This is a genomic window from Mycobacteroides franklinii (assembly GCF_001853795.1).
Lineage (GTDB): Bacteria > Actinomycetota > Actinomycetes > Mycobacteriales > Mycobacteriaceae > Mycobacterium > Mycobacterium franklinii.
Map to the genome: position 1 here is coordinate 1,887,152 of NZ_MLIK01000019.1, position 26,049 is coordinate 1,913,200.

Annotated in this window: 25 protein-coding genes and 1 riboswitch; of the genes, 12 read left to right on the forward strand and 13 right to left on the reverse strand. The window is 64.6% G+C overall.

Features of this window, described 5'->3' with window-relative positions:
- Positions 1-67 precede the first annotated feature (67 nt).
- Entirely contained in the window at positions 68-244 is a 177-nt protein-coding gene (locus tag BKG76_RS24890) for an FAD-dependent oxidoreductase (RefSeq protein WP_109420776.1), read from the forward strand.
- On the opposite strand, the gene BKG76_RS16795 is transcribed toward BKG76_RS24890, so the two are convergent.
- Entirely contained in the window at positions 222-2,234 is a 2,013-nt protein-coding gene (locus tag BKG76_RS16795) for an SDR family oxidoreductase (RefSeq protein WP_070938606.1), read from the reverse strand. The two genes, BKG76_RS24890 and BKG76_RS16795, sit on opposite strands and share 23 nt — an antisense overlap.
- Before the next feature lie 130 nt (positions 2,235-2,364).
- On the opposite strand from BKG76_RS16795, the gene BKG76_RS16800 reads away from it, so the two are divergent.
- The 3 genes from BKG76_RS16800 to BKG76_RS16810 are packed head-to-tail and all read left to right on the forward strand — an operon-like array spanning position 2,365 to position 3,841.
- Positions 2,365-2,823 carry a hypothetical protein gene (locus tag BKG76_RS16800; RefSeq protein WP_070938607.1) on the forward strand — a complete coding sequence of 153 codons (459 nt, stop codon included), beginning with the start codon at positions 2,365-2,367 and terminating at the stop codon, positions 2,821-2,823.
- Positions 2,824-2,831: 8 nt separating this feature from the next.
- The gene (locus BKG76_RS16805) at positions 2,832-3,347 is read left to right on the forward strand and encodes a PH domain-containing protein (protein ID WP_236737603.1); all 516 of its coding nucleotides are present in this window, start codon (positions 2,832-2,834) and stop codon (positions 3,345-3,347) included.
- On the forward strand, positions 3,347-3,841 hold the full coding sequence (locus BKG76_RS16810; RefSeq protein WP_070938609.1) for a hypothetical protein: 495 nt from the start codon (positions 3,347-3,349) through the stop codon (positions 3,839-3,841). The genes BKG76_RS16805 and BKG76_RS16810 overlap by 1 nt, the downstream gene beginning before the upstream one ends.
- Before the next feature lie 82 nt (positions 3,842-3,923).
- Here BKG76_RS16810 and BKG76_RS16815 read toward each other — a convergent pair whose 3' ends face one another.
- From BKG76_RS16815 to BKG76_RS16825, 3 genes are all read right to left on the reverse strand, one after another.
- Positions 3,924-4,679 carry a nucleotidyltransferase domain-containing protein gene (locus BKG76_RS16815; protein WP_070938610.1) on the reverse strand — a complete coding sequence of 252 codons (756 nt, stop codon included), beginning with the start codon at positions 4,677-4,679 and terminating at the stop codon, positions 3,924-3,926.
- Positions 4,676-5,248, reverse strand: coding sequence for a TetR family transcriptional regulator (locus tag BKG76_RS16820; RefSeq protein ID WP_070938611.1), 573 nt, complete (start codon positions 5,246-5,248; stop codon positions 4,676-4,678). Before BKG76_RS16820 ends, BKG76_RS16815 begins: the two co-directional genes overlap by 4 nt.
- Positions 5,249-5,349: 101 nt before the next feature.
- On the reverse strand, positions 5,350-6,375 hold the full coding sequence (locus BKG76_RS16825; protein WP_070938612.1) for an alcohol dehydrogenase catalytic domain-containing protein: 1,026 nt from the start codon (positions 6,373-6,375) through the stop codon (positions 5,350-5,352).
- Positions 6,376-6,545: 170 nt separating this feature from the next.
- Between BKG76_RS16825 and BKG76_RS16830 the strand changes: the two genes are divergently transcribed.
- The gene (locus tag BKG76_RS16830; RefSeq protein WP_070938613.1) at positions 6,546-9,824 is read left to right on the forward strand and encodes an error-prone DNA polymerase; all 3,279 of its coding nucleotides are present in this window, start codon (positions 6,546-6,548) and stop codon (positions 9,822-9,824) included.
- Here BKG76_RS16830 and BKG76_RS16835 read toward each other — a convergent pair.
- Positions 9,821-10,282 carry a tRNA (cytidine(34)-2'-O)-methyltransferase gene (locus tag BKG76_RS16835; protein WP_070939304.1) on the reverse strand — a complete coding sequence of 154 codons (462 nt, stop codon included), beginning with the start codon at positions 10,280-10,282 and terminating at the stop codon, positions 9,821-9,823. The two genes, BKG76_RS16830 and BKG76_RS16835, sit on opposite strands and share 4 nt — an antisense overlap.
- Positions 10,283-10,641: 359 nt before the next feature.
- Positions 10,642-11,022, reverse strand: coding sequence for a YybH family protein (locus BKG76_RS16840; protein WP_070938614.1), 381 nt, complete (start codon positions 11,020-11,022; stop codon positions 10,642-10,644).
- Positions 11,023-11,095: 73 nt separating this feature from the next.
- On the opposite strand from BKG76_RS16840, the gene BKG76_RS16845 reads away from it, so the two are divergent.
- Genes BKG76_RS16845 through BKG76_RS16855 form a run of 3 tightly spaced genes read left to right on the forward strand, consistent with a single transcriptional unit; the run spans position 11,096 to position 13,167 of the window.
- Positions 11,096-11,575 (forward strand): MarR family winged helix-turn-helix transcriptional regulator, encoded by a 480-nt coding sequence (locus BKG76_RS16845; protein WP_236737578.1) that lies wholly within the window; start codon positions 11,096-11,098, stop codon positions 11,573-11,575.
- 8 nt (positions 11,576-11,583) lie between these two features.
- Complete coding sequence (locus BKG76_RS16850; RefSeq protein ID WP_070939305.1) at positions 11,584-12,555, forward strand: zinc-binding alcohol dehydrogenase family protein; 972 nt, start codon at positions 11,584-11,586, stop codon at positions 12,553-12,555.
- 57 nt (positions 12,556-12,612) lie between these two features.
- Positions 12,613-13,167 carry a pentapeptide repeat-containing protein gene (locus BKG76_RS16855; RefSeq protein ID WP_070939307.1) on the forward strand — a complete coding sequence of 185 codons (555 nt, stop codon included), beginning with the start codon at positions 12,613-12,615 and terminating at the stop codon, positions 13,165-13,167.
- Positions 13,168-13,183: 16 nt separating this feature from the next.
- Here the strand turns inward: BKG76_RS16855 and BKG76_RS16860 are convergent, their stop codons facing one another.
- Genes BKG76_RS16860 through BKG76_RS16870 form a run of 3 tightly spaced genes read right to left on the reverse strand, consistent with a single transcriptional unit; the run spans position 13,184 to position 17,315 of the window.
- Positions 13,184-15,754, reverse strand: coding sequence for an ATP-binding cassette domain-containing protein (locus BKG76_RS16860; protein WP_070938615.1), 2,571 nt, complete (start codon positions 15,752-15,754; stop codon positions 13,184-13,186).
- A 54-nt stretch (positions 15,755-15,808) separates the two neighbouring features.
- The gene (locus tag BKG76_RS16865; RefSeq protein WP_070938616.1) at positions 15,809-16,126 is read right to left on the reverse strand and encodes a hypothetical protein; all 318 of its coding nucleotides are present in this window, start codon (positions 16,124-16,126) and stop codon (positions 15,809-15,811) included.
- 10 nt (positions 16,127-16,136) lie between these two features.
- Complete coding sequence (locus BKG76_RS16870) at positions 16,137-17,315, reverse strand: NADH:flavin oxidoreductase (protein ID WP_070938617.1); 1,179 nt, start codon at positions 17,313-17,315, stop codon at positions 16,137-16,139.
- Between the two features lie 89 nt (positions 17,316-17,404).
- Between BKG76_RS16870 and BKG76_RS16875 the strand changes: the two genes are divergently transcribed.
- The 3 genes from BKG76_RS16875 to BKG76_RS16885 are packed head-to-tail and all read left to right on the forward strand — an operon-like array spanning position 17,405 to position 19,234.
- Complete coding sequence (locus tag BKG76_RS16875) at positions 17,405-18,055, forward strand: nitroreductase family protein (RefSeq protein ID WP_070939308.1); 651 nt, start codon at positions 17,405-17,407, stop codon at positions 18,053-18,055.
- Positions 18,056-18,074: 19 nt separating this feature from the next.
- Positions 18,075-18,920: a bifunctional methylenetetrahydrofolate dehydrogenase/methenyltetrahydrofolate cyclohydrolase gene (locus BKG76_RS16880; protein ID WP_070938618.1), complete on the forward strand. Its 846-nt coding sequence runs from the start codon at positions 18,075-18,077 to the stop codon at positions 18,918-18,920.
- A complete protein-coding gene (locus tag BKG76_RS16885) occupies positions 18,917-19,234 on the forward strand; it encodes a DUF3017 domain-containing protein (protein ID WP_083338071.1) in 318 nt (105 codons plus the stop codon). The genes BKG76_RS16880 and BKG76_RS16885 overlap by 4 nt, the downstream gene beginning before the upstream one ends.
- A 3-nt stretch (positions 19,235-19,237) precedes the next feature.
- Here BKG76_RS16885 and BKG76_RS16890 read toward each other — a convergent pair whose 3' ends face one another.
- Genes BKG76_RS16890 through BKG76_RS16905 form a run of 4 tightly spaced genes read right to left on the reverse strand, consistent with a single transcriptional unit; the run spans position 19,238 to position 23,235 of the window.
- Positions 19,238-19,906, reverse strand: a complete 669-nt coding sequence (locus tag BKG76_RS16890) for a hypothetical protein (RefSeq protein ID WP_070938619.1) — start codon at positions 19,904-19,906, stop codon at positions 19,238-19,240.
- Positions 19,907-19,963: 57 nt separating this feature from the next.
- Positions 19,964-20,698 carry a class I SAM-dependent methyltransferase gene (locus BKG76_RS16895; protein WP_070938620.1) on the reverse strand — a complete coding sequence of 245 codons (735 nt, stop codon included), beginning with the start codon at positions 20,696-20,698 and terminating at the stop codon, positions 19,964-19,966.
- A gap of 24 nt (positions 20,699-20,722) precedes the next feature.
- The gene (gene metX / locus BKG76_RS16900) at positions 20,723-21,910 is read right to left on the reverse strand and encodes a homoserine O-acetyltransferase MetX (RefSeq protein ID WP_456237972.1); all 1,188 of its coding nucleotides are present in this window, start codon (positions 21,908-21,910) and stop codon (positions 20,723-20,725) included.
- Positions 21,907-23,235, reverse strand: coding sequence for a bifunctional o-acetylhomoserine/o-acetylserine sulfhydrylase (locus BKG76_RS16905; RefSeq protein WP_070938621.1), 1,329 nt, complete (start codon positions 23,233-23,235; stop codon positions 21,907-21,909). The genes metX and BKG76_RS16905 overlap by 4 nt, the downstream gene beginning before the upstream one ends.
- Before the next feature lie 185 nt (positions 23,236-23,420).
- Positions 23,421-23,570: riboswitch (SAM riboswitch) on the reverse strand.
- A gap of 192 nt (positions 23,571-23,762) precedes the next feature.
- Between BKG76_RS16905 and BKG76_RS16910 the strand changes: the two genes are divergently transcribed.
- Positions 23,763-26,000 carry an NADP-dependent isocitrate dehydrogenase gene (locus tag BKG76_RS16910; RefSeq protein WP_070939311.1) on the forward strand — a complete coding sequence of 746 codons (2,238 nt, stop codon included), beginning with the start codon at positions 23,763-23,765 and terminating at the stop codon, positions 25,998-26,000.
- The last annotated feature ends 49 nt before the right edge of the window (positions 26,001-26,049 follow it).

Genomic DNA, 26,049 nt, shown 5'->3' on the forward strand with positions numbered 1-26,049 from the left:
ATAGTAAAAGTCATACGACTGACTGAATGGTGGCTAGTACGGATTCGAAGACGCCGGCGGTGGGTATATGGCGCTGCTGGATATCGGTATCGCCGAGGTGGTCATGCCGATGCCTTCGGCGCCGGTTGGTGACATCCATTGGGCAGGTACCGAAACGGCGAGCGGTCACCCGGGTTATCTTGACGGAGCCATCGAGGCGGGTCCCCGGATGGCCCGGGAGGTCACCAATGCACTCCGGGGATGAGGCGTACCACCTTCATCACCGGACCTGGAACGCGTAACCGCGACACGGCCGCAACGCGTTTGGCTGCCCTGGGGCGGCGTCGTGAGGTCGACAGGTCCTGACGGTCATCGACGGGTTCGAGCCCACGGGCCGCCTTGGAATCCGGGTATGCCAGGTACATCTGATGCAGAACCCGCCGGCTCAGCTTCGGCGTGAGGTACTGCCCGATATCGGCGAAGGTGCCCATCGGGTGGTCGATGCGTGTCGGCTTCTCGATAAGACCGCGTACCACCATGGCGGCCGCGTGTTCGGGGGTGAGCCCGCGCACCACATTGAGCTTGTTCGAGGGCGCGATCATCGGTGTTTTCACCAGTGGCATATGGATATTGGTGAAGGTGATGTGATCGGATACCGTCTCGGTCGCCACCACATCGGCGAACGCGTCCAGCGCCGCCTTGGTCGGAATGTAGGACGCGTACTTGGGGTTCCGGGTCTGGACACCGGCCGTCGACACATTGACGACATGGCCGAATTTCCTTTCCCGCCAATGGGGGAGAAGGGCCAACACCAGCCGGACGGCGCCGAAATAATTGATCGCCATGACCCGTTCGTAGTCATGGAATCGGTCGACGGTGTTCACCACCGAGCGGCGAATCGAGCGGCCGGCATTGTTGACCAGATAGTCCACATGACCGAACTGGCCGAGGATGCTCTTGACGGTGTCGTCGACGGCGGCGTAATCGGTGAGGTCGCAGGGGAACGCGTGGGCCTTGCCGCCGTCCTCGCGAATCTCCGTGACCAGTTGATCGAGTGCCTCCCCGTCGCGCGCCACCACGAAGACCGTGCCGCCACGCTTGGCGACCGCGATGGCCGCGGCACGTCCGATGCCACTGGATGCGCCGGTGATGATGACGTGCCGGCCGACCAGTGGTCCGGCGGGGTCATCGCGACGGTACCGCTCGGGGTCCAGGTTCCTGCGCCAGTACTGATACAGCCTGCCGGCGTAGCTGCCGAACGACGGTACTTTAATTCCGCTGGGACGCAACGCTTCTTGTGTCGATTCGGAAACGAAGGTGGGCATGATCTCGGTGATGTCGATGATCTCGGGCGGGATGCCCAGCTGAGTGACCACCATGTTGCGCCAGACCTTGAGCGTGCCGCGGGCCCGTAGGAACGGAGTGGCCACGGCGTGCGGAAGTGAGCCGCGCATCGGCGGCAGGCCAGCGGCGGCTGCGATGCCGGAGTAGATGTCGCGCAGGTACGTCACTTCGGGGTTGGTCAGGTGGAAGGCCTGCCCGTCGCGCCCCTCCTGATGCATCAGCTCGACGGTGGCGTCGACGACGTAATCGACCGGAACAATGTTGGAACGCCCGGCCTTGGGCAGCAGCATCGGAGTGAAGTTGGGTAACTTGGCCAGCTTCGCGAAGACTCCGAAGAAGTAATACGGACCATCGATCTTGTCCATCTCGCCTGTTCTGGAATCGCCGACGACGACGGCGGGTCGGTAAATCCGGTAGCGCAGACCGGGTTCCGAGCGCACCAGCAGTTCGGCCTCGAACTTGGTCTGGTGGTAGGGCGTCGGCAGGTCCTGGTTGACGTCGAAGTCTTCTTCGGTGAATTCGCCTTCGTAGCTTCCCGCGACCGCGATGGAGGAGATGTGGTGCAGGGTGGCGTCGGCGCGCTTGGCAAGTGCGATGACCGATCGGGTGCCCTCGACGTTCGCGGCGCGCTGTGCCGCGTCGTCGACGGTGATGTCGTAGATCGCGGCACAGTGCACGATGTGGTCGGCGGTGATCGGATCGCCTTCGGTGGGCAGGCCGAGATCGGGCTGAGTGAGGTCACCGACCAGCGGCTGTACGCGGTCATCCCATTGTTCGGCGATCTTTTCGAAGCGTGACAGGGATTCGCGCCGCACCAGGACGGCGACGTCGGCGCCCGGTTGGGTCTCGAGGATTCGGGTCACGATCCGTCGTCCGATGAATCCGGTGCCGCCGGTGACGATGTATTTCACGTGCTTACCCCTGAGACTGTTAGGCCGCTTATCGGCCCGCCTGGAGTCATCGTTGCCGTTTTGGGGTATTTCGTCAACGATGTGTGACACGTTCGTCGTCGCCGAGTTAGCCGTAAGGGATACTCCAGGAATGTCGCGCATCCAGGTAGTCAGTGCTGCTCGCGTCACGGGCAACATTGCCTGGTGGGTATTCGTGGTTGCCGTCCTGGTGAACCGGGGATTGAGCCTGCAGGGCTGGGATTACGGGTGGACCGCGTACACGCCGCTTACCGACGCCGCGCCGCGCCGGTATGCCGATTACGTGCCGTTTGATCCCACCGTGCAGTTGGCGGGCGCGGTGGCCTGGGTTGCGTTCGGTGTGGTGGTGGTTGCGGCCATCGTCGAGTTGGTCGTCGTTCGGCGATGGACCGCGGGGGTGTCGGTGGTCATTCCGTTCGCCTCGTTGGGCCTGATCGCCTACGCGTTCGGCGAGCTCGACCATACGATCATCTGGTCGCCGGCCGCGGTGCTGTCTTTCGTGCTTGTGGCCGTCGCGATACGGCAGGTGTGGATGCATCGGTTCGCTCCGACGGTGGGGGATGAACGGTGATGGATGTGGTGTCAGCAGAGCGGGTGACGCCCAGTGCGCTGGTCGAACGCAGGGCCAGCAGATCGGCACCGGTGCTCTGGGCCATCCAATACGCACTGGCGTGCATCCCTCTGGTTGCCATGATCGCCGCGGTGTGGGCGGTGACCGCGTTACCCTCCGATGCCGCAACCCCACAGCAGCACGTCTTCGGCGCACTGGGGTTGCTGTGTATGTCATGCGCGGTGGTGTGGGTGGTGCTTCGGCCGCTACAGCGTTACCGGACGTATCGGTGGGGCGTGCTTGATGGCACTCTGGTGTATGTCACGTCGAAGACGTTGTGGCATAGGTCATTTTGGGTGATTCCGCTGGCGCTGGTGCGAACGGTGGAACTGCGGCAAGACCCGCTTTCACGTGTTTTCGGACTGGCCATGATACGGGTTCGGGCGGATCAAGGTGAGCTACGGTTTGTAGGGCTCGAGGTCGGCGTCGCGCGGCAGGTGGTCGAGTGGCTTTTCATCAGAGTCGACGAGGTTTCGGTCTATTGATGGGCAGAAGCAAGACTTTCTACATGATCCGAGCGGTAGGTACCGGCGCCTGGTGGATTTACGTAGTCGGCATGCTGACGGCGGTGCGGCCGTTCGGTAGCGGTTGGCGATTCATGAGTGTCGAAGATCTTGAACTCTTCGGGCATGGGCTGGGATCGTCGACATCGCCGCGCTACGCCGAGTATTTACCTGCGGGACTGGACGGGCCGATGATTCTTGCTCAGCTTGCGGGCATTGTCGTGATCGCTACCGCCCTGGCCGAGGTGGTCATGGTACGGCGTTGGATCGGGGTCGCGACGGTGATGATTTCGTGCGCTTCGCTGGCTCTAGTGGTTTTGGTACTGCGCCCGCCGCTGACCATGCCGGTGCTAAGCCCGCTAGGTGTGGCAATCGGCGTACTGACCGTATCCGCTCTGCGGGAGATATGGATGAGGCGATTCTCGTCCTCACCTAATTCGTCGGGAGGGTCGGCCCCTGACCGCTTGAGCGGTTGATCGAGATGTTCTGCGACAAGCTTTTCTTTTGTATCGCAACATCTTTGGATTGCGGAGACCCGTTCCGGCCTAGATCGCCGGGTTAGTGGACACCTGCGCCGAGCGCGCGAATCTCTGTGCATGCCCGAGCGAGCGCGACAGGGTCAGCTGTCAGCCCGCCGAGAATCGTGTGTACATCGGACATTCCGGCGCGATCAAGCAGGGCCTTCTCGTTGGTCACCCATTCGCCGCGTGCGGCCAGTGACGCGTGGGCATACTCCAGCGCCGCGACCGCTAACAGCCCGGCACACTGAGTTACCCGTCCGTGCGGTGCGTGATTCTTCTTCGCGTAGAGCAGGTTCAGCGCGGCGCGTGCCGACCACACATCGGGTGCCGATTCACGAAGCGCGGCAGGGTAATCCGGGCACGGCAGGATGCCGTGCAAGACCTTGTTGAGGGCAAGCTCGCCCACCACCAGGTAGCTGGGGATCCCCGCGAGGTGGAACATCAGCGGCTCGATGTGGAATTCGCCCCGCTCCGCGCGTATCAGCTGTTCCTTGGCGTGCGCCAGATCGCGATAGTGCACGTCGACGTCGCGGTCATCGATATGAAGCCACGCACCGCCGTTGAACACCCCGCCGCCCCACGCGCCGATTTCGGAGACCTCCCCTTCCCACCCGATCTGGCGCAGGTCCTCGGGGTCGAAGCCGCCGCGGTAGTAGATCGCCAGATCCCAATCGCTGTCCGGTCGATGGGTTCCCTGTGCTCGAGAACCGCCCAGTGTCACCGCTTCGACCGTGGGAAGTGCTGCCAGTTCGTCGGCGATGGAATCGAGGAACGTGGCGTCCGATGTGCTCATCGCGCCGCGACGCCTAAGAGGGCCTCGACTGTTGCGATGAGTGCGCCGCGGTGAACGGCCAGGCGTTCGGGGGAGAAGGGCTCAGACGTGGCGAGGCCGCGCAGGGCCGGCGATGCGCCGAGCCACGCGGTGGTCAGCCCGAGCGTGAGCGCCAAAATATCGGCGGGCTCCATATCGCCTGTGGGTAACCATGTCTCGGCGATGGATTGGACTTTCGCCGCGTAGGCCGCGGTTTCTGCCGGGCCGGCTACCGGCCGTTCCAGCTGTGCCCACGTGGCAAGTCTCAGGTGCTCGGGATGCTCGATGAGGTGATCGAACAGGGCGCCCGCGTAGCCGGGCAGATCGTCCGGGGTGAACGGGACCGCATCGGACATGCGCTGGATGGAATGCGCGACGACGGTATCGAACAGCGTTTCCTTATTGGTGAAGTACACGTAGAGCAGCCGTTTGTTGGCCTCGGCGGCGGCGCCGATCCGGTCGACGCGCGCACCGGCGAGCCCATGCTCGGCGAACTCGGCATATGCGGCATCGAGCAGACGCTTCTTGGTGGCTGAGGCGTCGGGCGGCATAGCTCTGAGCCTAGAGCCAAGCGGCCGCATGATTGGTCAGCGGCGCAGGTCGGGATGACGGTGAGTCCGCTGACCCCGACCTGCGCGTTGCGGGATGCAGGCTAGCCGGTTGCAAATGGAGTGAAGACTCCGCGGAAACGCACCTGCCCGGATACGAGACGGTCGTATGCCTCGGTGGCCTGATCCAAGGAGTAGGTCTGCACGATGGGCTTCACTCGCCCCTTTGCGGCGTAATCGAGCACTTCGGCAAGTCGCTGAAGGCCACCGTGCGTCGAACCGATCACCTTCTGTCGCATCATGTGAAAGGGCACACCTTCGGACGAGATCGAGAATGGGTGGTTGAAGTCCAGGCCGCTGAGAGCTACGCGACCGTCCGGTCGCAGTCCGGTCATGGCCTCCTGGGCGGCGGAGAACGCGTTTGTGGTGACCATCAGGATGTCGGCGCCACCCAGTTCGAACAGCTCTTTTCCGTTTGCGACGACATGATCTGCCCCGAGCTGCAGGGCCAGGTCTCGTTTATCGGGGGAGTGCGTGATCGCGATGGTCTCGAATCCGCTGGCCTTGGAAAGTTGGACTGCGACGTGCCCAAGACCGCCGATACCTACCACCGCCACCCGTTCATGCGGCTGCGGTGCGGCGTCCCGGAAGCTGCTCCAGGTGGTGTATCCGGCGCACATCATGGGTGCGGCCAGCTCGTAGGGGAGCCCGTCCGGCAAGAGCACGGTGCCCTCGGCCGCGAGTGCGACGTATTCGGCATGACCGCCCTGCGCGGAGAACCCTGAGGTTCGTGGGTTCGCGCAGTTCATGGCGGTTTGGCCGGTCAAGGGGCGGTTTTCCCGACAGTAGGCGCAGCGCCCGCAGGCAGATTGCACCCACGTGGCGCCCACTCTGTCTCCTAGCTGGCGGGTGTGCACGCCGGCGCCGACCTCGACAACTTCGCCGACGATTTCGTGGCCGGGGGTTTGTGGGTAGATGTCGCCGCCGAAGCCCTGGGTTGCCCAGGCATCGGTGTAGCACATGCCGGAGGCATGGACCTTGACCAGAATCTGGCCGGGTTCTGCGGTGGGGGTGGGCACCTCCTGTACCTGCCAGGGTTGGTTGGCGCCTGTCATGACAATGGCTTTCATAACGATCTCTCCTTGGCTGAGTACGTTCCGCAGGGTTGTCTGCCCCGTTGTCCTGAAGGCTAGCGAACGTATTCTCAAATATCAATAACTAGATAGTTACTTAGCTGAAAGCGGCATGTCGGAGATATCCAGCCGGGCATATCCGAACAAATGTTCGATATACTGATCGGGTGGGCTGGTCGCAGGGTCCGCCGACCTGGGCGGAAATGGAGCGGGTGCTTGACGGGCGCCTCAATAGTCACGCCCCGCCGGGTGACGGTGGGGATGGTCCGGCGTGGAGCCGCAAGCGCCCGCCCTACGAGCCGCCCACGCGGGAGCGCGGGCGGTCGGCGGTGCCTTACGCGGAGCTGCACGCGCATTCGGCGTTCAGCTTTCTCGACGGCGCCAGCCTGCCGGAGGAGATGGCGCAAGAGGCTGCGCGTCTGGATCTCAAGGCACTGGCCATTACCGATCACGACGGTTTCTACGGGGTCGTCCGCTTCGCGGAAGCCGCCAAGGAGCTCGGCCTGTCCACCGTGTTCGGTGCGGAACTATCTCTTGGGGGGCAGGGCAATACGGAGGACTCGGTACATCTACTGGTGCTGGCTCGCGGCCAGGAGGGGTATCGAAGGTTGTCGCGACAGATGGCGGCCGCGCACTTATCGGGCGGAATGCCCAAAGACCGAAAGGGTAAGCCGCGCTATGACCTTGATGCGCTCACGGAGGCGGCCGGAGGGCACTGGCACATTCTGACCGGGTGCCGCAAGGGCCATGTGCGACGAGCACTTTCCGGTGGCGGCCCCGCTGCGGCGGGCAAGGCGCTGGCCGATCTGGTCGCCCGATTCGGCGCCGATCGCGTCAGTGTCGAGCTCAGCAGACACGGCCACCCGGATGAGGATGAACGCAACGCGGAGCTCGCCGCGCTAGCCTCGGCCTTCGGGGTAGGTGTCATCGCCACCACGGCAGCGCATTTCGCCACACCGCAGAGCGGGCGCCTGGCCATGGCGATGGCTGCGGTACGGGCACGTAAGAGCCTCGATGACGCGGCGGGCTGGCTGGATCCGGTGGGCGGGGCGCATCTGCGTTCCGGGGATGAGATGGCACGGCTGTTTTCGCACTGTCCGGAGGTGGTGACGGCGGCCGCCGAGCTAGGGGAGGCGTGCGCCTTCGATCTACGGCTCATCGCTCCACAGTTGCCGCCGTTCGATGTCCCGGCCGGGCACACCGAGGACAGCTGGTTGCGGCATCTGGCTCTCGAAGGTGCCCGGCTCCGATACGGTCCCCGGGCGGGCGCGGAGAAGGCCTACGCTCAAATCGAGCGTGAGCTGGAAATCATTGCGCAGCTGAATTTTCTGGGCTATTTCCTGGTAGTGCACGACATCACCCAATTCTGCCGTCGCAGCGACATTCTGTGCCAGGGTCGCGGTTCCGCCGCCAATTCGGCGGTCTGTTATGCGCTTGGGGTCACCAACGTGGACCCGGTGGCCAATGGTTTGTTGTTCGAACGATTCCTGTCAACGGCCCGTGACGGACCGCCGGACATTGACATCGATATCGAATCGGATGAGCGGGAACAGGCCATCCAGTACGTCTACAACAAATACGGTCGCGAGTATGCGGCGCAGGTGGCCAATGTGATCACCTATCGTGGCCGAATGGCCGTGCGGGACATGGCCAAAGCCCTCGGGTTCGCACAGGGGCAGCAGGATGCCTGGAGTAAACAGCTGGGGCATTGGGGCGGCATGGCCGACGCGGCGGAGGTCGACGGCATCCCGCCGCGGGTGATCCAGCTGGCGCAGCAGATCAAGAATTTTCCCCGCCATATGGGCATCCACTCCGGCGGCATGGTCATCTGCGATCGGCCACTGGCGGACGTGGTGCCCGTCGAATGGGCGCGCATGGAGAACCGCAGTGTGCTGCAATGGGACAAAGATGATTGTGCAGCAGTGGGTTTGGTGAAGTTCGATCTGCTGGGGCTTGGCATGCTCTCGGCGCTGCACTATTGCATCGACCTGGTTCGCGAGCACAAGGGCATCGATGTGGACCTGGCCCACATCGACCTGAAGGAGCAGGCGGTCTACGAGATGCTGGCCCGCGCCGATTCGGTGGGGGTGTTTCAGGTGGAGTCGCGCGCCCAGATGGCCACGCTGCCCCGACTGAAGCCCAAGTGCTTTTATGACCTGGTGGTGGAGGTGGCGCTGATCCGGCCCGGGCCCATCCAGGGCGGCTCGGTGCATCCATACATCCGGCGGTTCAACAAGATTGACCCCGTGGTGTTCGACCACCCGTCCATGGCAGCTGCGTTGGGCAAGACGCTCGGGGTACCGCTGTTTCAGGAGCAACTGATGCAGCTGGCCGTCGATGTCGCCGGGTTCAGCCCCGCCGAATCCGATCAGCTGCGCCGGGCCATGGGTTCCAAACGGTCACCGGAACGGATGGAACGGCTGCGCGGCAGGTTTTATGAGGGCATGCGGGATCTGCATGGCATCACCGGTGAGCTGGCTGACCGGATCTACGAAAAGCTCTACGCTTTCGCCAACTTCGGGTTCCCGGAGAGTCACGCGCAGAGCTTCGCGTCGTTGGTGTTCTATTCGTCCTGGTTCAAGCTGCATCACCCGGCCGCGTTCTGCGCGGCCCTGCTGCGCGCACAGCCCATGGGCTTCTACTCGCCACAGTCCTTGGTGGCCGATGCGCGTCGGCACGGTGTCGCCGTGCACGGCCCCGATGTGAACGCCAGCCTGTCGTACGCCACGTTGGAGAAGGCGGGCCTGGAGGTGCGGATCGGCCTGGGCGCTGTCCGTCACATCGGCGGCGACCTGGCGCAGGCGATCGTCGAGGAACGAAAAGCTCATGGCGCGTTCGCTTCTCTGCTCGATCTGACTGGCCGCATCCAGCTGACCACGGCGCAGGTCGAGGCCCTGGCCACCGGGGGCGCGTTGGGCTGTTTCGGCATGTCCCGGCGTGAGGCGCTGTGGGTGGCGGGCGCGGCCGCCGCTCAGCGGCCCGACCGGTTGCCCGGTGTCGGAGTGTCCTCACGCATCCCGGAGCTTCCGGCGATGGGCGAGGTGACACAGGCTGCCGCCGACGTGTGGGCCACCGGGGTCACTCCCGACGCGTATCCCACCCAGTTCCTGCGAGAACACCTCGACGAGCTGGGTGTCGTTCCGGCCAAGGGGCTCTTGGACGTGCCCGACGGGTCGCGAGTGTTGGTGGCGGGGGCGGTTACTCATCGCCAACGGCCCGCGACAGCGGCCGGGGTGACGTTTATCAACCTCGAGGACGAGACAGGCATGGTGAATGTGGTGTGCTCGGTGGGTCTATGGGCGCGTCACCGCAAGCTGGCGGTGACCGCGCAGGCATTGATCGTCCGTGGCCAGGTGCAAAACGCCAGCGGTGCCGTTTCCGTGGTAGCCGATCAGCTGCGTCCGCTGGATCTTCGGGTCCGTGCTACCTCGCGGGACTTCCGTTAGACGCTGCCTTCGAAACCGTGCTGACGCCAGGCCTCGTACGCGACAATCGCGGCGGCATTGGACAGGTTCAGCGACCTGCGGCCGGGTAGCAGCGGGATGCGCACCTTCTCGGTGATGTGCGGGTCGGCAAGCACCTCGGGGGCCAGACCGGTGGGCTCCGGGCCGAACAACAGCACATCGCCGGGCTGATAAGCGATATCGGCATACCTGACGCTGGCATGCGCGGTGAAGGCGTACACCCGTTGCGGCCGCAGCGATTCCCAAGCAGCGGAAAGGCTTTCGTGGACTGTCACCGACGCCATGTCGTGATAGTCCAGACCTGCGCGGCGCACCTTGGCCTCCGACAGGTCGAACAGCGGGTCCACCAGATGAAGCTCGCACCCGGTGCCCGCCACCATCCGGATCGCGTTCCCGGTGTTGGGCGCGATCCGGGGTTCATGGAACAGTATCTTCCACACGACAGGCCATCCTCTCTCCATGCGCGTCCTCGGAAGAGTAGCCTGCCTCCACGATTATCTTGCTGCACCGTCCGATTGGGCAGGCCGACGGCAATACTGCCGCGTTATCTGCAGTGGTATCCGTACTTCGATGGTGCACTCGGCTACTGCAACGCGGTGTGAGGCCAAAGATGCTTGTCCGGCGGGTAATTCGATGATCGTGTCGCGCTTGCGTAGGCAGAGGACGACCTTCCTCTCAGCGGGCCGCGCCGCCCAGGGCCCGCGAACCCCGCCCACCGTAGTGTCAATTGCCTACTGATTTCCAACCTTTGCGCGCAGCCCGGCCACACCGCCGTCGGTTGGCCGGCCTGCGCGTGGGGTTATTCCGACTTGTTGAACATGTAGCGGGCGATTTTCCACGCACCGTTTTCTTTGTGGATGACAAACACCTCGCGGTTGGACTCGGCGCTTCGGGCGTCGTCGGACAGCACGGTCTGAGTGCCCTTGCTGCGAGTCAGGGCATACGCAATGTCGTCGCTCGCGACGACGAGTTCATCGATGGTGAACGTCACATTGAGGCGAATGGCATCGAAAATCTGTTCATATGCTTGGCGCAGTCCGTCCCCAGTCGCCGTGGGCTGAGCGGTCGGCAGGAAGACGCCGTCGGTGGCATAGCACGAGGCCGCCAAGGTCGCGTCGCTGTTGTTCAGTGCTTGCTCATACGTGGAGAGCAGTTCCCTGATGTCGTGCTCGTTGGTCATCTGGTTCCCATCTCATTGTCCGAGAATTTGTATTCCATGGAATACAGTACTCGAAGCGCCGATGATATATTCCATGGAAGGTAAAGTTCACGAGCTGGGCGGATGGGCGATGGCGAATTTAGAGCTGATCTTCAGTGAGCTGGTCAGATGGCAGATCGAACTGTGGAACGCAGTGGATGCGCGGTTGCGCACCGACTTTGATCTGCCACTGAGTCGCTACGAGCCGATGCGGGTCATCGAGAGACGCGGCCAATGTCGGGTCAACGACATCGCCACCGAATTGCTCATCACGGTCGGTGGCACCAGCAAGCTGGTCGATCGCATCGAGGGCTCCGGGCACTGTCGGCGACGGCCCAATCCCGAAGACGGACGTTCCTCGGTCATCGAATTGACGCCGTCGGGTAGCCGCCTGCTAGCCCAGGCGAAAGTGGCGCTGGAGGAAGAACTCTCCGCTCGTCTGGGTGTGGCGCTATCCGCTGGCGAGCTACGGCAGTTCACCACGATTTTGACCAAAGTCCGTGCAGTGGAAGGAAAGAGCGGAACGGTATCGTGAACATGACCATGCGGGCCATCGTGTTGGACGCCCCCGGGCCTTCGGAAGCTCTGAGAATCCGGCAGTTGCCGGTCCCTGAGCCAGCCGAAGGCTGGGTGCTTATTGCGGTGAAAGCGTTTGGCTTGAACAGATCTGAACTGCACACCCGCCTAGGCCTAGCGGAGGGGGTCACCTTCCCCCGGGTCCTCGGCATCGAAGCGACCGGTGTGGTGGCGGCGTGCCCCGGCGGAGAGTTCACGGTGGGCCAGCAGGTGATGGCCATCATGGGTGGCATGGGCCGGCAGTTCGACGGCGGATACGCCGAATACACCTGTGTGCCCGCCGCCCAAGTCACCGCGTTTTCCAGTGACCTGGATTGGGCCACACTTGGTGCCGTACCGGAGATGCTGCAAACCTCATATGGATCCTTGACGGTAGGCCTGGATGTCGCCGACGGTCAGTCACTCCTGATTCGTGGCGGCACATCCTCGATCGGTATGGCCACCGCAGTCTTGGCCAAACAGCGCAGTATGACCGTGTTCTCCACCACGCGGAACCCGGGGAAAGTCAACGCGCTAGCCAGGATTGGCGTTGACCACGTTCTTATCGACGACGGCCAGATAGCGCGCCAAGTCCGTGATCTTCTCCCCGGCGGTGTCGATACCGCTCTGGAACTTGTCGGCACCCCAACACTTCCCGACACCCTGCGTGCCACACGTGTGCATGGGGTGGTGTGTTTCACCGGGATGTTGTCCAACCAATGGACGGTGGATGAGTTCTACCCGATTGAGTACATCCCGCGGGGCGTCCGCCTCACCTCCTACGGAGGGGGTGCTGCCGACTTGCCCGCACACGTTCTGCAGGAATATCTCGACGGGGCCGCCGCCGGCGACATTGCCATTCCTATCGACCGTGTCTACAGCTTCGACCAGATCATTGAGGCGCACAGGGCGATGGAAGCGGGCCATGCGAGCGGGAAACTTGTCGTAACCACCACGTGATGCCGCCCCACGGCAAGACGTGGCGTGCCGTCACACCCGACCGGCATGATGGCAGTCATGGCCGAGCACTGGACTGATCGCGAGATCACCGCAGAGACCTTCTACGACGAGGACTTCCGTGAACTGCGCACCGAGCGTGTGGTTTTCACCGAGTGTGATTTCAGCGGGGCCAATCTCACCGAGTCGCTGCATATAGGTTCGGCCTTCCGGAACTGCACCTTCCGTCGGACATCTTTGTGGCATTCGGAGTTCCGGCAGTGCAGCCTGCTGGGCTCCACATTCACCGATTGCCGGGTGCGGCCGTCGAAATTCATCGAAACCGATTTCACGCTGTCCTCGCTCGGCGGCCTCGATCTGCGCGAGATGGATTTGTCGGACTGCCGCTTCCGTGAGACCAATCTGGTGGGCACCGATATGCGCAAGGCCAACCTTCATGGCGCCGACTTGACCGGCGCCCGCACCCAAAACCTCAAGCTCGACGGCGCCGACCTGCGTGGTGCCCGCATCGACCCGACGCTGTGGACCACCGCGACCCTGATCGCCGCCAAAGTCGACCTGCCCCAAGCTGTCGCGTACGCCGCCGGGCACGGCTTGGACGTGCACGGGGGTTAGGCAACCCCGCAGAAGCTCAGCCCTTCAGGCGGATGCGCCAGCGCACGAACCCCGCCATCACCAGCGCCAGCAGTGCCAGGATGCCCATGTCGAACAGCCATGTCCCGGCATCGTGGTTCCACAATTCGTCCTGTGGCCCTACCGGCACCAGCTTGCGTAGGTCGGTGGTCGAGGCCGTGGCCGCGAATCCCCAGCGCGAGGGGAACAGGAACGAGAACTGTTCCAGCCCCGCACGTCCCGTCACCGGGATGAGGCCGCCGCTGAAGACGATCTGCGTCATGGTGGCGATCACCAGCATCGGCATCACCTGTTCGGCGGAGGTGGCCAGCGAGGACAGCACCAGGCCCAGCACGGTGGCCGCGCAGGCGGTTGCGGCCACGGCGACCCACAGCTCGAAGTTCGCGTTCCCCAGCAGCACCGCACCCTGTGTCGGTCCACCGCGGACGATCACGATAACGGCCGTCATGATCGCCGACTGGACGATGGCGGCCCCGCAGTAAGTGATGATCTTGGCCAGCAGATAGGCCGTGGCCGACAGGCCCACCGCCTGTTCACGCCGGAAGATCACCCGTTCACCGATCAGGTCGCGGATGGTCAGCGCCAGACCCAGGAAGCTCGCGCCGAGGTTCGTCAGCGCCAGCAGCAACCCCGGTTCGTTGGGGTTATCGGGCAGGGCCACGTTGAAACCGGCACTTCCGGGCACCGATAGGACCAGTCCGGCAAGGACGAACGGCAGCAGTGCCAGGAAGATGAAGTACCCGCGGTCGGCGAGGATCAGTCGTCCCTGGCGGCGGGCCACCGTGGAGATCTGCCGCAGCAGGCTCGTTTTCGGGGGCTTTCCGAGGTCGCCGGGTTTCACCGGGGCGGTGACGGGTTTGTTCGCGGCGGGATGCCGGGCCAGGTAGGCCTGGTGCACACCGTCGGGGTCGGCCGCGGCGTTGGCGAAGATGTCGGCCCAGTCGGTGGTGCCCATCTCCTGGTTGATGCCGCGCGGAGGTCCGCAGTACGCGGTCTTTCCGCCGGGCGCCAGCAGCAGCACCTGATCGCAGTAGCTCAGGTATGTCAGCGAGTGCGTCACCACCACAACCACACGGCCCGCGTCGGCGAGTTGGCGCATCAGGCTCATCACCTGGCGGTCCAGCGCCGGATCCAGGCCGGAGGTGGGCTCGTCGAGGATCAGTAGCGACGGGCCGGTCAGCAGCTCCATGGCCACCGAGGCACGCTTGCGCTGGCCGCCGGAGAGCTTGTCGACGCGGGTCTCGGCGTGCTTGGTCATCTCGAGTTCCTCGAGAACCCGGGACACGACCTGCTCGCGGTCTTCCTTGGTGGTATCCGGCGGTAGGCGCAGTTCTGCGGCGTAGTGCAGCGCTTGGCTGACGGTCAGCTGCGGGTGCACCACGTCGTCCTGCGGCACCATGCCGATGCGGTTTCGCATCACGGCGTATTCGGCGTGTACGCCGTGCCCTTCGAAGGACACCTTGCCTGCCGACGGTTGGGTGTTGCCGACGATCAGTCGGGCCAGGGTGGACTTGCCGGCGCCGGAGGGGCCGATGACCGCGGTCAGCGAGCCGGGGCCTGCCGAGAAGCTGATGTCATCGAGTAGTTTCTTGCCGCCTTCGACGGTGAAGTCGATGCCCTGCACCTCGAGTCCGCCGACCCGGGTGGCCGTCGTGGGTTTGACCAGCGTGCCGTCCTGGACGACGAGGTCGACGTTACCGATGGTGACGGTATCGCCCTCGCGCACCGACGCCTGCTCGACCTGGACACCGTTGACGAAGGTGCCGTTGATGGTGTGCAGGTCCTGGATCTCCAGGCCACCGGGGGTGGGGAGCAACAAGGCGTGGTGACGCGAGGCCAGCACGTCGTTGACGACGATGGTGTTGTCCGGAGCGCGACCGACGGTAATCGCGCCGGGAGTCGGTTTGGGTGCGCCACCGATGCCCAGTACCCGCATCGCCCGGGTGCCGAAGGGTTCGACCGGCTCGCTGGAGTAGGCAGCCGGCGCCGGTGCGGGTTCGGGCGCGTACTGCTGGCGCGGCCGGGTGGGGCCGGAGGTGCTGGGCGTCCCGTAGGTATGGGCTCCCGAGGGCGGAGCTCCGTACGGATGCTGCTGGCTGGGCGGCTGACCGTAGGTCTGCGGGGCGGACTGGTAATCGGTGGGGTAGTGCTGCTGCGTGCTTTGGTAGGGCTGCTGCACACCGGTGTTGTGCACCTGCTGCGGTCCGGACAGGTAACCGCGCATGGTCGGGGGAGCGATACCGAGTTGCGTCTCGCCGCCCAGGCCGCCGAGCGCGAACGTCAGCCGCGGGCCGCCAGGGTCGCCGAGGTTGATCACGGTGTCATCGCGCACCTCGACCCAGCCCACCTGGCGCCCGTTGACAAAGATGCCGTTGAGGCTGCGTTGGTCCTCCGCGACCCACTTGCCGTCGACGAACCTGATTATCAAGTGGATACGCGACACCAGTGGGTGCGTGATGCGTACATCGGCGTGGATATCGCGGCCGATATGAATATCGTGCCCGGGTGCGAACTTTCGCTCGTCACCGTCGAATGCCACCGTGAGAGTGGGTGCTTCCCGACCAGTCATCGCTACCGACTGTATCGGTTCACAGCGAGTGGTCAGTCTTCCCGCGCCGGATGTTCACAGGCTCTGCAGCAGAAACAGCGTCCTGGCCAGGACCGCGGCGCACAGCACCGGCCAGTACCAAATGTGCCAGTGACGCCAGTGTCCGATGCCCATCGCTATGGGCGCGGAGATGCATGTCATCACCGTCAGTAGCGACCAGACGAACACCGCGGCGGCGGCGTCGGCCTGCTCGGGCACCGCGCCGCTGAATGCGAGCGGAAAGATCGAAGCGAACGCGACAATGCCTGCCGTCGCACTCGCGAGCACCCACAGCAGCCAGCTGACGACGGTCTCGGCGGTTCCCGGTCGTGGGCGCTGCGGCGCAGTCGTCATGACGGCGATGTTAGGTGAGCACGCAGTGAGTTTTGCTGAAAATTGTTGCCATGCATTGGTTGCAGTGCGTGCACCGTGAGTGGGTCTCCCGGTCGGCGGCCACCCGATTCACCAGGTCCGGATCGGCGAGCAGCGCGCGGCCCATGGCCACGAACTCGAAGCCCTCCGCCATCGCCAGATCCATCGACTCGCCGCCGGTGATGCCGCCCAGCAGAATCAGCGGCATGTCCAGTTCGGCGCGGAACTGGCGGGCATCGTCGAGCAAGAACGCGTCGCGGTAGGGGTAGGACCGGAAGAACTTCTTTCCCGTCAGGCGTACGCCCCAACCCATGGGTTTGGGGAAGCCCTTGGCGAGCTCGCGGATCGGCACGTCGCCACGGAACAGGTACATGGGATTGACCAGGGAGCTGCCCGCAGTCAGTTCCAGCGCGTCGAGCCCGCCGTCCTCCTGCAGCCACAGGGCCGTCTGTAGGGATTCCTCGATGGGGATGCCGCCACGGATGCCGTCAGTCATGGTCAGTTTCGCGGTGACGGCCAGCTTGTCACCCGCAACCTTGCGCACTGCCTGAACCACGGCGCGGGCCACCTTGGCGCGGTTGGCCAGCGAGCCACCGTATTCATCGCCTCGCCGATTGAACAGGGGGCTCAGGAACGAGCTCACGAAATATCCATGCCCCAAATGGATTTCGACGGCATCGAAACCCGCCTCGATCGCCAGCCGGGCCGCGTTCGCGTGTGCGGCGATGACGCCCTCGATATCGGAGGCGCTGGCCCGGCGCGCGAACTTCATTCCCAATGGATTGAAGAACCGGATCGGGGAGAGGGCCTGCGAGCCGTTGGATCGCGCGTTGGCCACCGGGCCCGCATGACCGATCTGCGCCGAGACGGCGGCGCCGGTGTCGTGGATCGCGTCGGTAAGGCGGCGCAAGCCGGGGATGGCCTGTTCACGCATCCAGACCTGGCCGTATTCGGTGCGTCCCTCGGGGGCGACGGCGCAATAGGCGACGGTTGTCATGCCCACGCCGCCGAGGGTGGGCCCGCGGTGATACTCGATGAGGTCGTCGGTGACCAGGGCGTCGGGGGAGGCGGCTTCGAACGTGGCGGCCTTGATTGTCCGGTTGCGCAGTGTGATTGGGCCGAGCCGCGCGGGTGCCAAAACGTCGGGAACTTCAGCGGCGTCACTGCCCATGAGCGGGAGACTACGCCGCGACGACGGGCCGCAAATTCTGGATGTGCACTCCTACTTTTCTGCCAGCCCAGGGGATGTACGTTCGTGTCATGACCTCTCTGAATCTGTCAGCCGACGAAGTTCTGACCACCACCCGTTCGGTACGTAAGCGCCTGGATTTCGACAAGCCCGTCGAGCGTTCGGTCGTCGAGGAATGCCTGAACATCGCGATGCAGGCCCCGACCGGCTCCAACTCGCAGGGCTGGCACTTCGTCATCGTCGAGGACGCGGACAAGAAGAAGGCCATCGCCGATATCTACCGTGACGGCTGGAACAAGTACGCCACCCTTCAGGGCCCCACCTACGCCGAGGGCGACACTCGTGGCGAGCGCCGCGACAAGGTAGTGGATTCGGCGAGCTATCTCGCCGAGAACCTTGAGCGGGCGCCGTTGTTCCTGATCCCCTGCATCGAAGGCCGTCTCGACAACCTGCCTGTTGTGGGCGGAGCCGGTTCCTGGGGATCGTTACTGCCGGCGGTGTGGAGCTTCATGCTCGCCGCGCGTAACCGCGGCTTGGGATCGGCGTGGACGACGTTGCACCTGATGGGTGATGGCGAGAAGCGCGCGGCCGACATCCTGGGCATTCCGTTCGACAAGGTCACCCAGGGCGGGCTGTTCCCCATCGCGTACACCGTCGGCACCGACTTCAAGCTCGCCAAGCGCCAGCCCCTCGCCGACGTCCTGCACTGGGACTCTTGGTGAGGGCTGGAATACTGGGCGTGTGACGGCGACTCGACTTGACGGCAAGGCCACCCGCGACGAGATCTTTGTAGAGCTGGCGACGCGCGCGGCGGCGCTGACGGCGGCCGGCAAGACGCCGGGTCTGGGCACGATCCTGGTAGGGGACGACCCGGGCTCGCAGGCGTACGTCCGCGGTAAGCACAACGACTGCGCCAAGGTGGGCATCAACTCGATCCGGCGCGACCTGCCCGCCGATATCGATCAGGCCACCTTGTGCGCCACGATCGACGAGTTGAACGCCAACCCGGACTGCACCGGATACATCGTGCAGCTGCCGTTGCCCAAGCATCTCAACGAGAACGAGGCGCTGGAGCGCATCGATCCCGACAAGGATGCCGATGGTCTGCACCCGACCAACCTGGGTCGGTTGGTGCTGGGCAAGGAGGCTCCGCTGCCCTGCACGCCTCGGGGGATCGTGTATCTGCTGCGTCGTTACGACGTCGAGCTCAACGGCGCGCACGTTGTGGTGATCGGTCGCGGCGTCACGGTGGGGCGTCCCCTGGGACTGCTGCTGACCCGACGCTCGGAGAATGCGACAGTCACCCTGTGCCACACCGGAACCCGTGACCTGGCTGCGCTGACCCGGCAGGCCGATATCATCGTGGCCGCCGCGGGCGTCCCGCACATGGTGACGGCGGACATGGTCAAGCCGGGAGCCGCGGTGATCGACGTGGGTGTGAGCCGCGTCGACGACCAGCTGATCGGTGATGTGGCGTCGGATGTTTGGGATGTTGCGGGGTACGTCTCCCCGAACCCCGGCGGAGTTGGGCCGTTGACCCGGGCCTTCTTGCTCACCAATGTGATTGAGCGGGCCGAACGTTCGTGACCTCAACCCGCGATATCTTCGCCGCAGCGTTGGATGCCATCCGCCGTTTCGCCCGTGAGCAGTGGCCGATTCTGTTGGTCTCGGTGGTCTTTCTGGTGGCGCTGGGGTTGGTGATCGCCGACCGTTGGCGGCGCGGCGCCCTGGTCGTGGGAATTGCCGTGGGGATCGCGGCGGCGTTGCGGTTGGCGCTTACCGACGAGACCGCGGGTCTACTTGCGGTGCGCAGCAAGACCTTTGATGTCGGCGCCCTCGGCGCGGTGGCGGCGGCGATGGTCTACTTGGCGTTGACCATCGATCCGCTGGGTACCGGCTAGGCGCTACTTGAGCAGTTGCACCGAGCGGGCGATGGTGTCGGCTTGCTCGCCGAGGAACTGCTCGGACGGTTCGCCATTGGCGCCGGTGCCATTGGTCGTGGCGATCTGCCAACGCTGATCGCCTTGCCCCACGAACGCCACATAGATCTTTGGTGTGGCAGCGACCGGCGGCTTGCCCTCAGCGGCTGGTGGCTTCTCCAGTTCCAGACTGGCCGAGGCTCCGGGCAGGTTGGGGCCATCCCACGAATCTCGTTTATCTGCAGTGACTTTCGTCTTACGAGTCTTGACGAAGTCGCTTACCGCGTCGGCGTTGGACGACGCCAACCAGCCCTTCACTTCCGGGGCGTCATCGGAGGGCACCAGCTTGCGGATACGCACGTACTGGGCCAACTCCGAGGATTCCCACTTGGGCCGGACCTGGTAGGTCACCAGTCCCTTGTTGTTGTGCACCCCGTCGGCGAAGGCCACCCAGTCGTTGGGGGTGTTGATGTAGATGCCCAGCTCGGGGATGAATTGGCGGGTGTGCCGTTCGGCGGGCGCGCTACTGGAGGTGGGCGCGGACTCGCTTGTCGGCTCCGAAGGAGCCTCACGGGAGCCACAGCTGGCAAGCGCCGGGGTCAGGAGTGTGGTGGTGACAAAGAGGGCTGCCAGCAGGCGGCGATCCGTACGCACGGGTACACCGTAGCGGCACCGGGCGCATTCGTCGCGGTGAATTGGGGCACCCGAGTTTTACTGATTCAGCGTCGCCCGGATGCTCACCGTGACATAGGGCAGCGCCAGGCCCGTTGACTGTGCCAGCGCCGGGTGGGTGGCCAGTAGCTCCCGAACCTGCTGCAGCGTCTTCTTGCGGGCGGCCTCGGGGGCCGTGATGCAGTAGCTGCGTGAGGCCACCATATCCAGAAGCGCTTGCGGGGTAAGGTAACTCGTCCACTCGACCTGATGACGCTCTTGCTCGGTGAATGGGGCGGGCAGGCTGACGGCGTGGTTGAACGGGTCGTTTTCGTTGCCGATGATCTTGCTGAGATCGGCCACCCAGCCCAAGCGCTCGTCCCGGGCGTTCCAGACCAGGCCCAGTCGGCCACCGGGGCGGAGCACCCGTGCCACCTCGGGGAGGGCACGCTCGGGATCTACCCAATGCCAGGCCTGCGCGACCAGCACCGCGTCCACACTGTTATCGGGCAGTGGAATCTCCTCGGCGGTGCCCAGCAACGCGGGCGTATCGGGGAGTGACTTGCTCAGTACCTCAAGCATTTCCGCCAGCGGGTCCACCGCCACCACGTTGAGTCCGCGTTCCACCAGCCGGGTGGTGAGCTTGCCGGTCCCGGCACCCAGATCCAGCACGTCGTGTGCTCCGCGCGGCAGCAGCCAGTCGATCGCCTCCGGCGGATAGGACGGCCGGCCGCGTTCGTAGGCAGCCGCCTGCGAACCGAACGAAAGCGATGGTTCTGCCTGTGCGTCCGGCATTCGCGCTCCCTTGAGATTCGGTGTTTACGAAGCCTGTGTTGCCTTGGCCAGTGCGAGCGTTTCCCGCACCAACTCGCTCACCGCATCGAACTCGATGAGGAACGCGTCATGGCCGTGTACAGATTCGACCACCCGCACGCCGGTACAACCGGGCAGCAGGTCTGCTAATTCCTCCTGCAGCCGCAACGGGTACAGCCGGTCGGAGGTGATGCCGCCGACGACGACGGGGATCGGGCAGCCGCGCAGCGCCTTCTCGACACCGCCGCGGCCCCGGCCGACGTCATGCCGGTTGAGCGACTCGGTCAAGATGACGTAGCTGCCGGCGTCGAAGCGCCGGACGAACTTGTTGCCCTGATGTTCCAGGTAGCTCTGTACCGCGTACCGGCCGTCCGCCCATGGGTCCTCGGGACCGTCCGGGCCGACCTGCGGATCATTGCCGAATCGGGTGTCCAGCTCGACCTCTCCGCGGTAGGTCAGGTGCGCGATACGCCGGGCGAGGTTCAGCCCCGTCTCGGGATGGCGTCCGCTGGCGTGGTAGTCGCCGCCGTGCCAGTCGGGATCGGCCTGGATGGCCGCGATCTGGGTGCTCTGCGTGCCGATCTGGTCACCGGTGGCACGTGCGCCGACCGCCAGTACCAGCGCCGCGCGCACCGAATCAGGGTGCATCACAGCCCATTCCAGTGCGCGTGCGCCGCCCATCGAACCGCCGACGATGGCGGCGACCTCGGTGATGCCAAGCTGCGCGAGCGCTGCGACATCGGCGTCTACCTGATCGCGCACCGAGACCTCGGGGAATCGTGAGCCCCAGGGCTTTCCATCGCCGGCTGGGGAAGTCGGCCCGGTTGTACCCCGGCAGCCGCCCAGGACATTGGTGGCGATGGCGCACCAATGATCGGTGTCGATCGCCGCGCCCGGGCCGATGATTCCTTCCCACCATCCCCCGGTGATGTGGTCGGGTCCGGCTGGTCCGACCACATGGGAATCGGCGGTGAGTGCGTGGCAGACAAACACCACGTTGTCGCGCCGGGGCGAGAGCTTTCCCCAGCTCTGTACCGCGACGGTCACGTCATCGAGGACAGCGCCGCTTTCCAGCGTGATCGAACCAATGGGCACATAGGCGATCTCGTCGCCCTGGGGGAGGGCGACGTTGGGGCGCGGAAGCTGCTGGTCGGCGGATGAGCCGCTGGCGCGAAGATCGTCGGTCAAGGTCACGATGATGCCACCGCCGCGGGCTGTTTGAGTCGGCGTACGGCCGCGAATCCGGTATCCAGGTCGGCCAGGATGTCGTCGATGCCCTCGATACCCACGGCCAGCCGAACCAGTCCCGGGGTGACGCCGGAGGCAACCTGTTCGGCGGGTGAAAGCTGTCCGTGCGTCGTCGTCGCGGGATGGATGACCAGCGAGCGCACATCACCGATGTTGGCGACCTGGCTGTGCAGTGTCAGCGAATCGATGAATGTCGTCGCCGCCTCGACGCCGCCGTCCAGCTCGAAGGCGAGCACCGCACCGGCGCCCTTGGGCGCCAGGGCCTTCGCGCGCTCATGCCAGGGTGAGGTGGGCAGCCCGGCGTAGTTGACGCGGGTGACTTCCGGCTGGCCCACCAGGTAATGAGCAACGCGTTCCGCATTTTCCACATGGCGCTGCACGCGCAGGCTCAACGTTTCCAGGCCCTGTGCGATCAGGAACGCGTTGAACGGCGAGATGGCGGGTCCGAGGTCGCGCAGCAGCTGCACGCGCGCCTTGAGGGCGTAGGCCGGTGCGCCCAGGTCGGCGAAGACGACCCCGTGGTAGCTCGGGTCGGGGGTGGTGAATCCGGGGTGGCGGCCCTGGGTCCAGTCGAAGGTACCGCCGTCGATGATGACGCCGCCGATCGCACTGCCATGTCCGCCAAGGTATTTGGTGGCCGAGTGCACCACCACGTCGGCGCCGTGCGCCAGTGGCTGGATCAGGTACGGGGTGGCGACGGTGTTGTCGACGATGAGAGGTACGCCCGCCGCGTGCGCGATTTCGGACAGGCCGCGGATATCGAGAATGTCGTTCTGCGGGTTGGAGATCGACTCGGCGAACAGCGCCTTGGTCTGTGGGGTGATGGCCCGGCGCCAGGACTCGAGATCGTCGGGATCGTCGACGAAGGTGGTCGAGATGCCCAGCCGCGGCAGCGTGTAGTGCAGCAAGTTATAGGTGCCGCCGTAGAGACGCGGACTCGAGACGATGTTGTCGCCGGCCTCCGCGATGTTGACGATCGCCAGAGTCGCCGCGGCCTGCCCGGAGGCCAGCAACAGCGCCGCCACGCCACCCTCGAGGGCAGCGATGCGCTGCTCGACAACATCCTGGGTGGGATTGCCGATGCGGGTGTAGATGTTGCCCTCTTCGGACAACCCGAAGAGAGCCGCCGCATGTGCGGTGTCATTGAAGACGTACGAGGTGGTCTGGTAGATCGGCAGGGCGCGCGCATTGGTCGCCGGATCGGGGGACTGGCCCGCGTGGATCTGCTTGGTCTCGAACGCCCATTGTGCGGTGGGATCGATATTGGTCATGGGGCTCTCCTGGAGGTAGTCGGGTGAGGCAGTCAGGGCTGGTGACAACAGCGACAGCGACAGAGACAGTGCTGATGAGCCGTTGGCGCGAAGTGCAAACCAAACCGACAACAGGAACGCAGGGAATTACCCCCGGGTGACGAATACTCCATCGGGCCAACCTGTCTTCTCGGGGCCCGCCATCGGACCCGCGCTTGCCGTGTGGCCGACTGTTCCGTCAACAACCTGTCAACAGCGCAGTCCGCTACTCAACCTGGTCAATCACCCGGGGCACCCCACCGCGGTTGGAGGGTTGCCGACCAGCGAGCCGGGGCTTGACGCTGGTACTCATGACCGACTAGAAGCCTATCGCAATTCACCGAATGGTTGCCACCAGGTAGTCCAAGCGCATATGGGAGCGCGATCACAAGCCGTCCGCCCGCCTAGGCTCGGAGGCGACGTGATACTGAATAGGCATCCGTGTGACCCACGGGGTGCCTGAGATTTTGACCGACCAACAAGTCCGATCAACGATGCCGGGAGTGACCATGAGTGCGCAGCAGCCGACCATCATTTACACGCTGACAGACGAGGCGCCGCTACTCGCGACGTACTCCTTCTTGCCGATCATCCGGGCCTTCGCCGGACCCGCCGGTATCGACGTCCAAACCAGCGATATCTCCGTTGCCGCGCGCATCCTCTCCGAGTTCGCCGAGTACCTGCCCGAAGACCAGCAGTTTCCGGACAACCTGGCCGAGCTGGGCCGCCTGACGCAGCTGCCGGAGACCAACATCATCAAGCTGCCGAACATCAGCGCCTCCGTACCGCAGCTGCTGGCCGCCATCAAGGAACTCCAGACCAAGGGCTACAAGCTGCCGGACTACCCCGAGGACCCGAAGAACGACGAAGAGAAGGCCATTCTGGCGCGCTACACCAAGTGTCTCGGTAGTGCGGTGAACCCTGTTTTGCGCGAGGGAAACTCGGATCGCCGCGCACCGCGTGCGGTCAAGGAGTACGCGCGCAAGCACCCGCACAGCATGGGGAAGTGGTCGCAGGCCTCGCGGACTCACGTCGCCACCATGAAGGAGGGCGATTTCTACCACGGCGAGAAGTCGCTGACGCTGGATCGCGCCCGCAAGGTGAAGATGGTGCTGACGACCAAGAGTGGTGAGGCCGTCGTGCTCAAGTCCGAGGTCAAGCTGGGTGAGGGCGACATCATCGACAGCATGTTCATGAGCAAGAAGGCGCTCTGCGACTTCTACGAGGAGCAGATCGAGGACGCCTACAAGACCGGCGTGATGCTGTCGCTGCACGTCAAGGCCACCATGATGCGGGTCAGCCACCCCATCGTCTTCGGGCACGCGGTCAAGATTTTCTACAAGGACGCCTTCGCCAAGCATCAGGAGCTGTTCGACGAGCTCGGCGTCAATGTCAACAACGGCATGTCCGACCTGTACAGCAAGATCGAGGCGCTGCCCGCCTCGCAGCACGAGGAGATCATCCGCGACCTGCACGCCTGCCATGAGCACCGGCCGGAGCTGGCCATGGTGGATTCGGCCAAGGGCATCTCGAACTTCCACTCGCCCAGCGATGTCATCGTCGACGCCTCGATGCCCGCCATGATCCGCGCGGGCGGCAAGATGTACGGCGCGGACGGCAAGCTCAAGGACACCAAGGCCGTCAACCCGGAGTCGACCTTCTCCCGGATCTACCAGGAGATGATCAACTTCGTGAAGACCCACGGCCAGTTCGATCCGACGACGATGGGCACCGTTCCCAACGTCGGTCTGATGGCGCAGAAGGCCGAGGAGTACGGCAGCCACGACAAGACCTTCGAGATCACCGAGGCCGGTGTCGCCGACGTCGTCGACATCGATACCGGCGAGGTGCTGCTGACGCAGAACGTCGAGGAAGGTGACATCTGGCGCATGCCGGTCGTCCGCGACGCGGCCATCAAGGACTGGGTGAAGCTGGCCGTCACACGTGCCCGCGAGTCCGGTATGACCGTGGTGTTCTGGCTGGACACCGAGCGTCCGCACGAGAACGAACTGCGCAAGAAGGTCAAGGCCTACCTCAAGGACCACGACACCGAGGGCCTGGAGATCCAGATCATGCCGCAGGTCTGGGCGATCCGGTACACCATGGAGCGGGTCATCCGCGGACTCGACACCATCTCGGCCACCGGCAACATCCTGCGTGACTACCTGACCGACCTGTTCCCGATCCTGGAGCTGGGTACCAGCGCCAAGATGCTGTCCATCGTGCCGCTGATGGCCGGTGGTGGCCTGTACGAGACGGGTGCCGGCGGTTCGGCGCCCAAGCACGTCAGCCAGCTGGTCGAGGAGAACCACCTGCGGTGGGATTCGCTCGGCGAGTTCCTGGCGCTGGCTGTCAGCCTCGAGGACCTGGGAATAAAGACCGGGAACGCGCGGGCCAAGATCCTGGCCACCACGCTGGATGCGGCGACAGGCAAGTTGCTGGAGAACGACAAGAGCCCGTCGCGCAAGGCCGGCGAGCTCGACAACCGCGGCAGCCAGTTCTACCTGGCCCTGTACTGGGCGGCCGAGCTTGCCGCCCAGACCGAGGATGTTGAGCTGGCCGAGCTGTTCGCGCCGCTGGCCAAGCAGCTGGTCGAGAACGAGGACGAGATTGTCGCCGAGCTCGCCGCCGTACAGGGCAGCCCGGCCGATATCGGTGGTTACTACGCGCCGGATCCCGAGAAGACCACTGCCGTCATGCGGCCGAGTCAGACGTTCAACGCCGCCCTGGCGTCCGTCGAGGTCTAGTCCTTCCACACCGAACACGCCGACACGCCGCGTTCTGACGCGTTTCCCG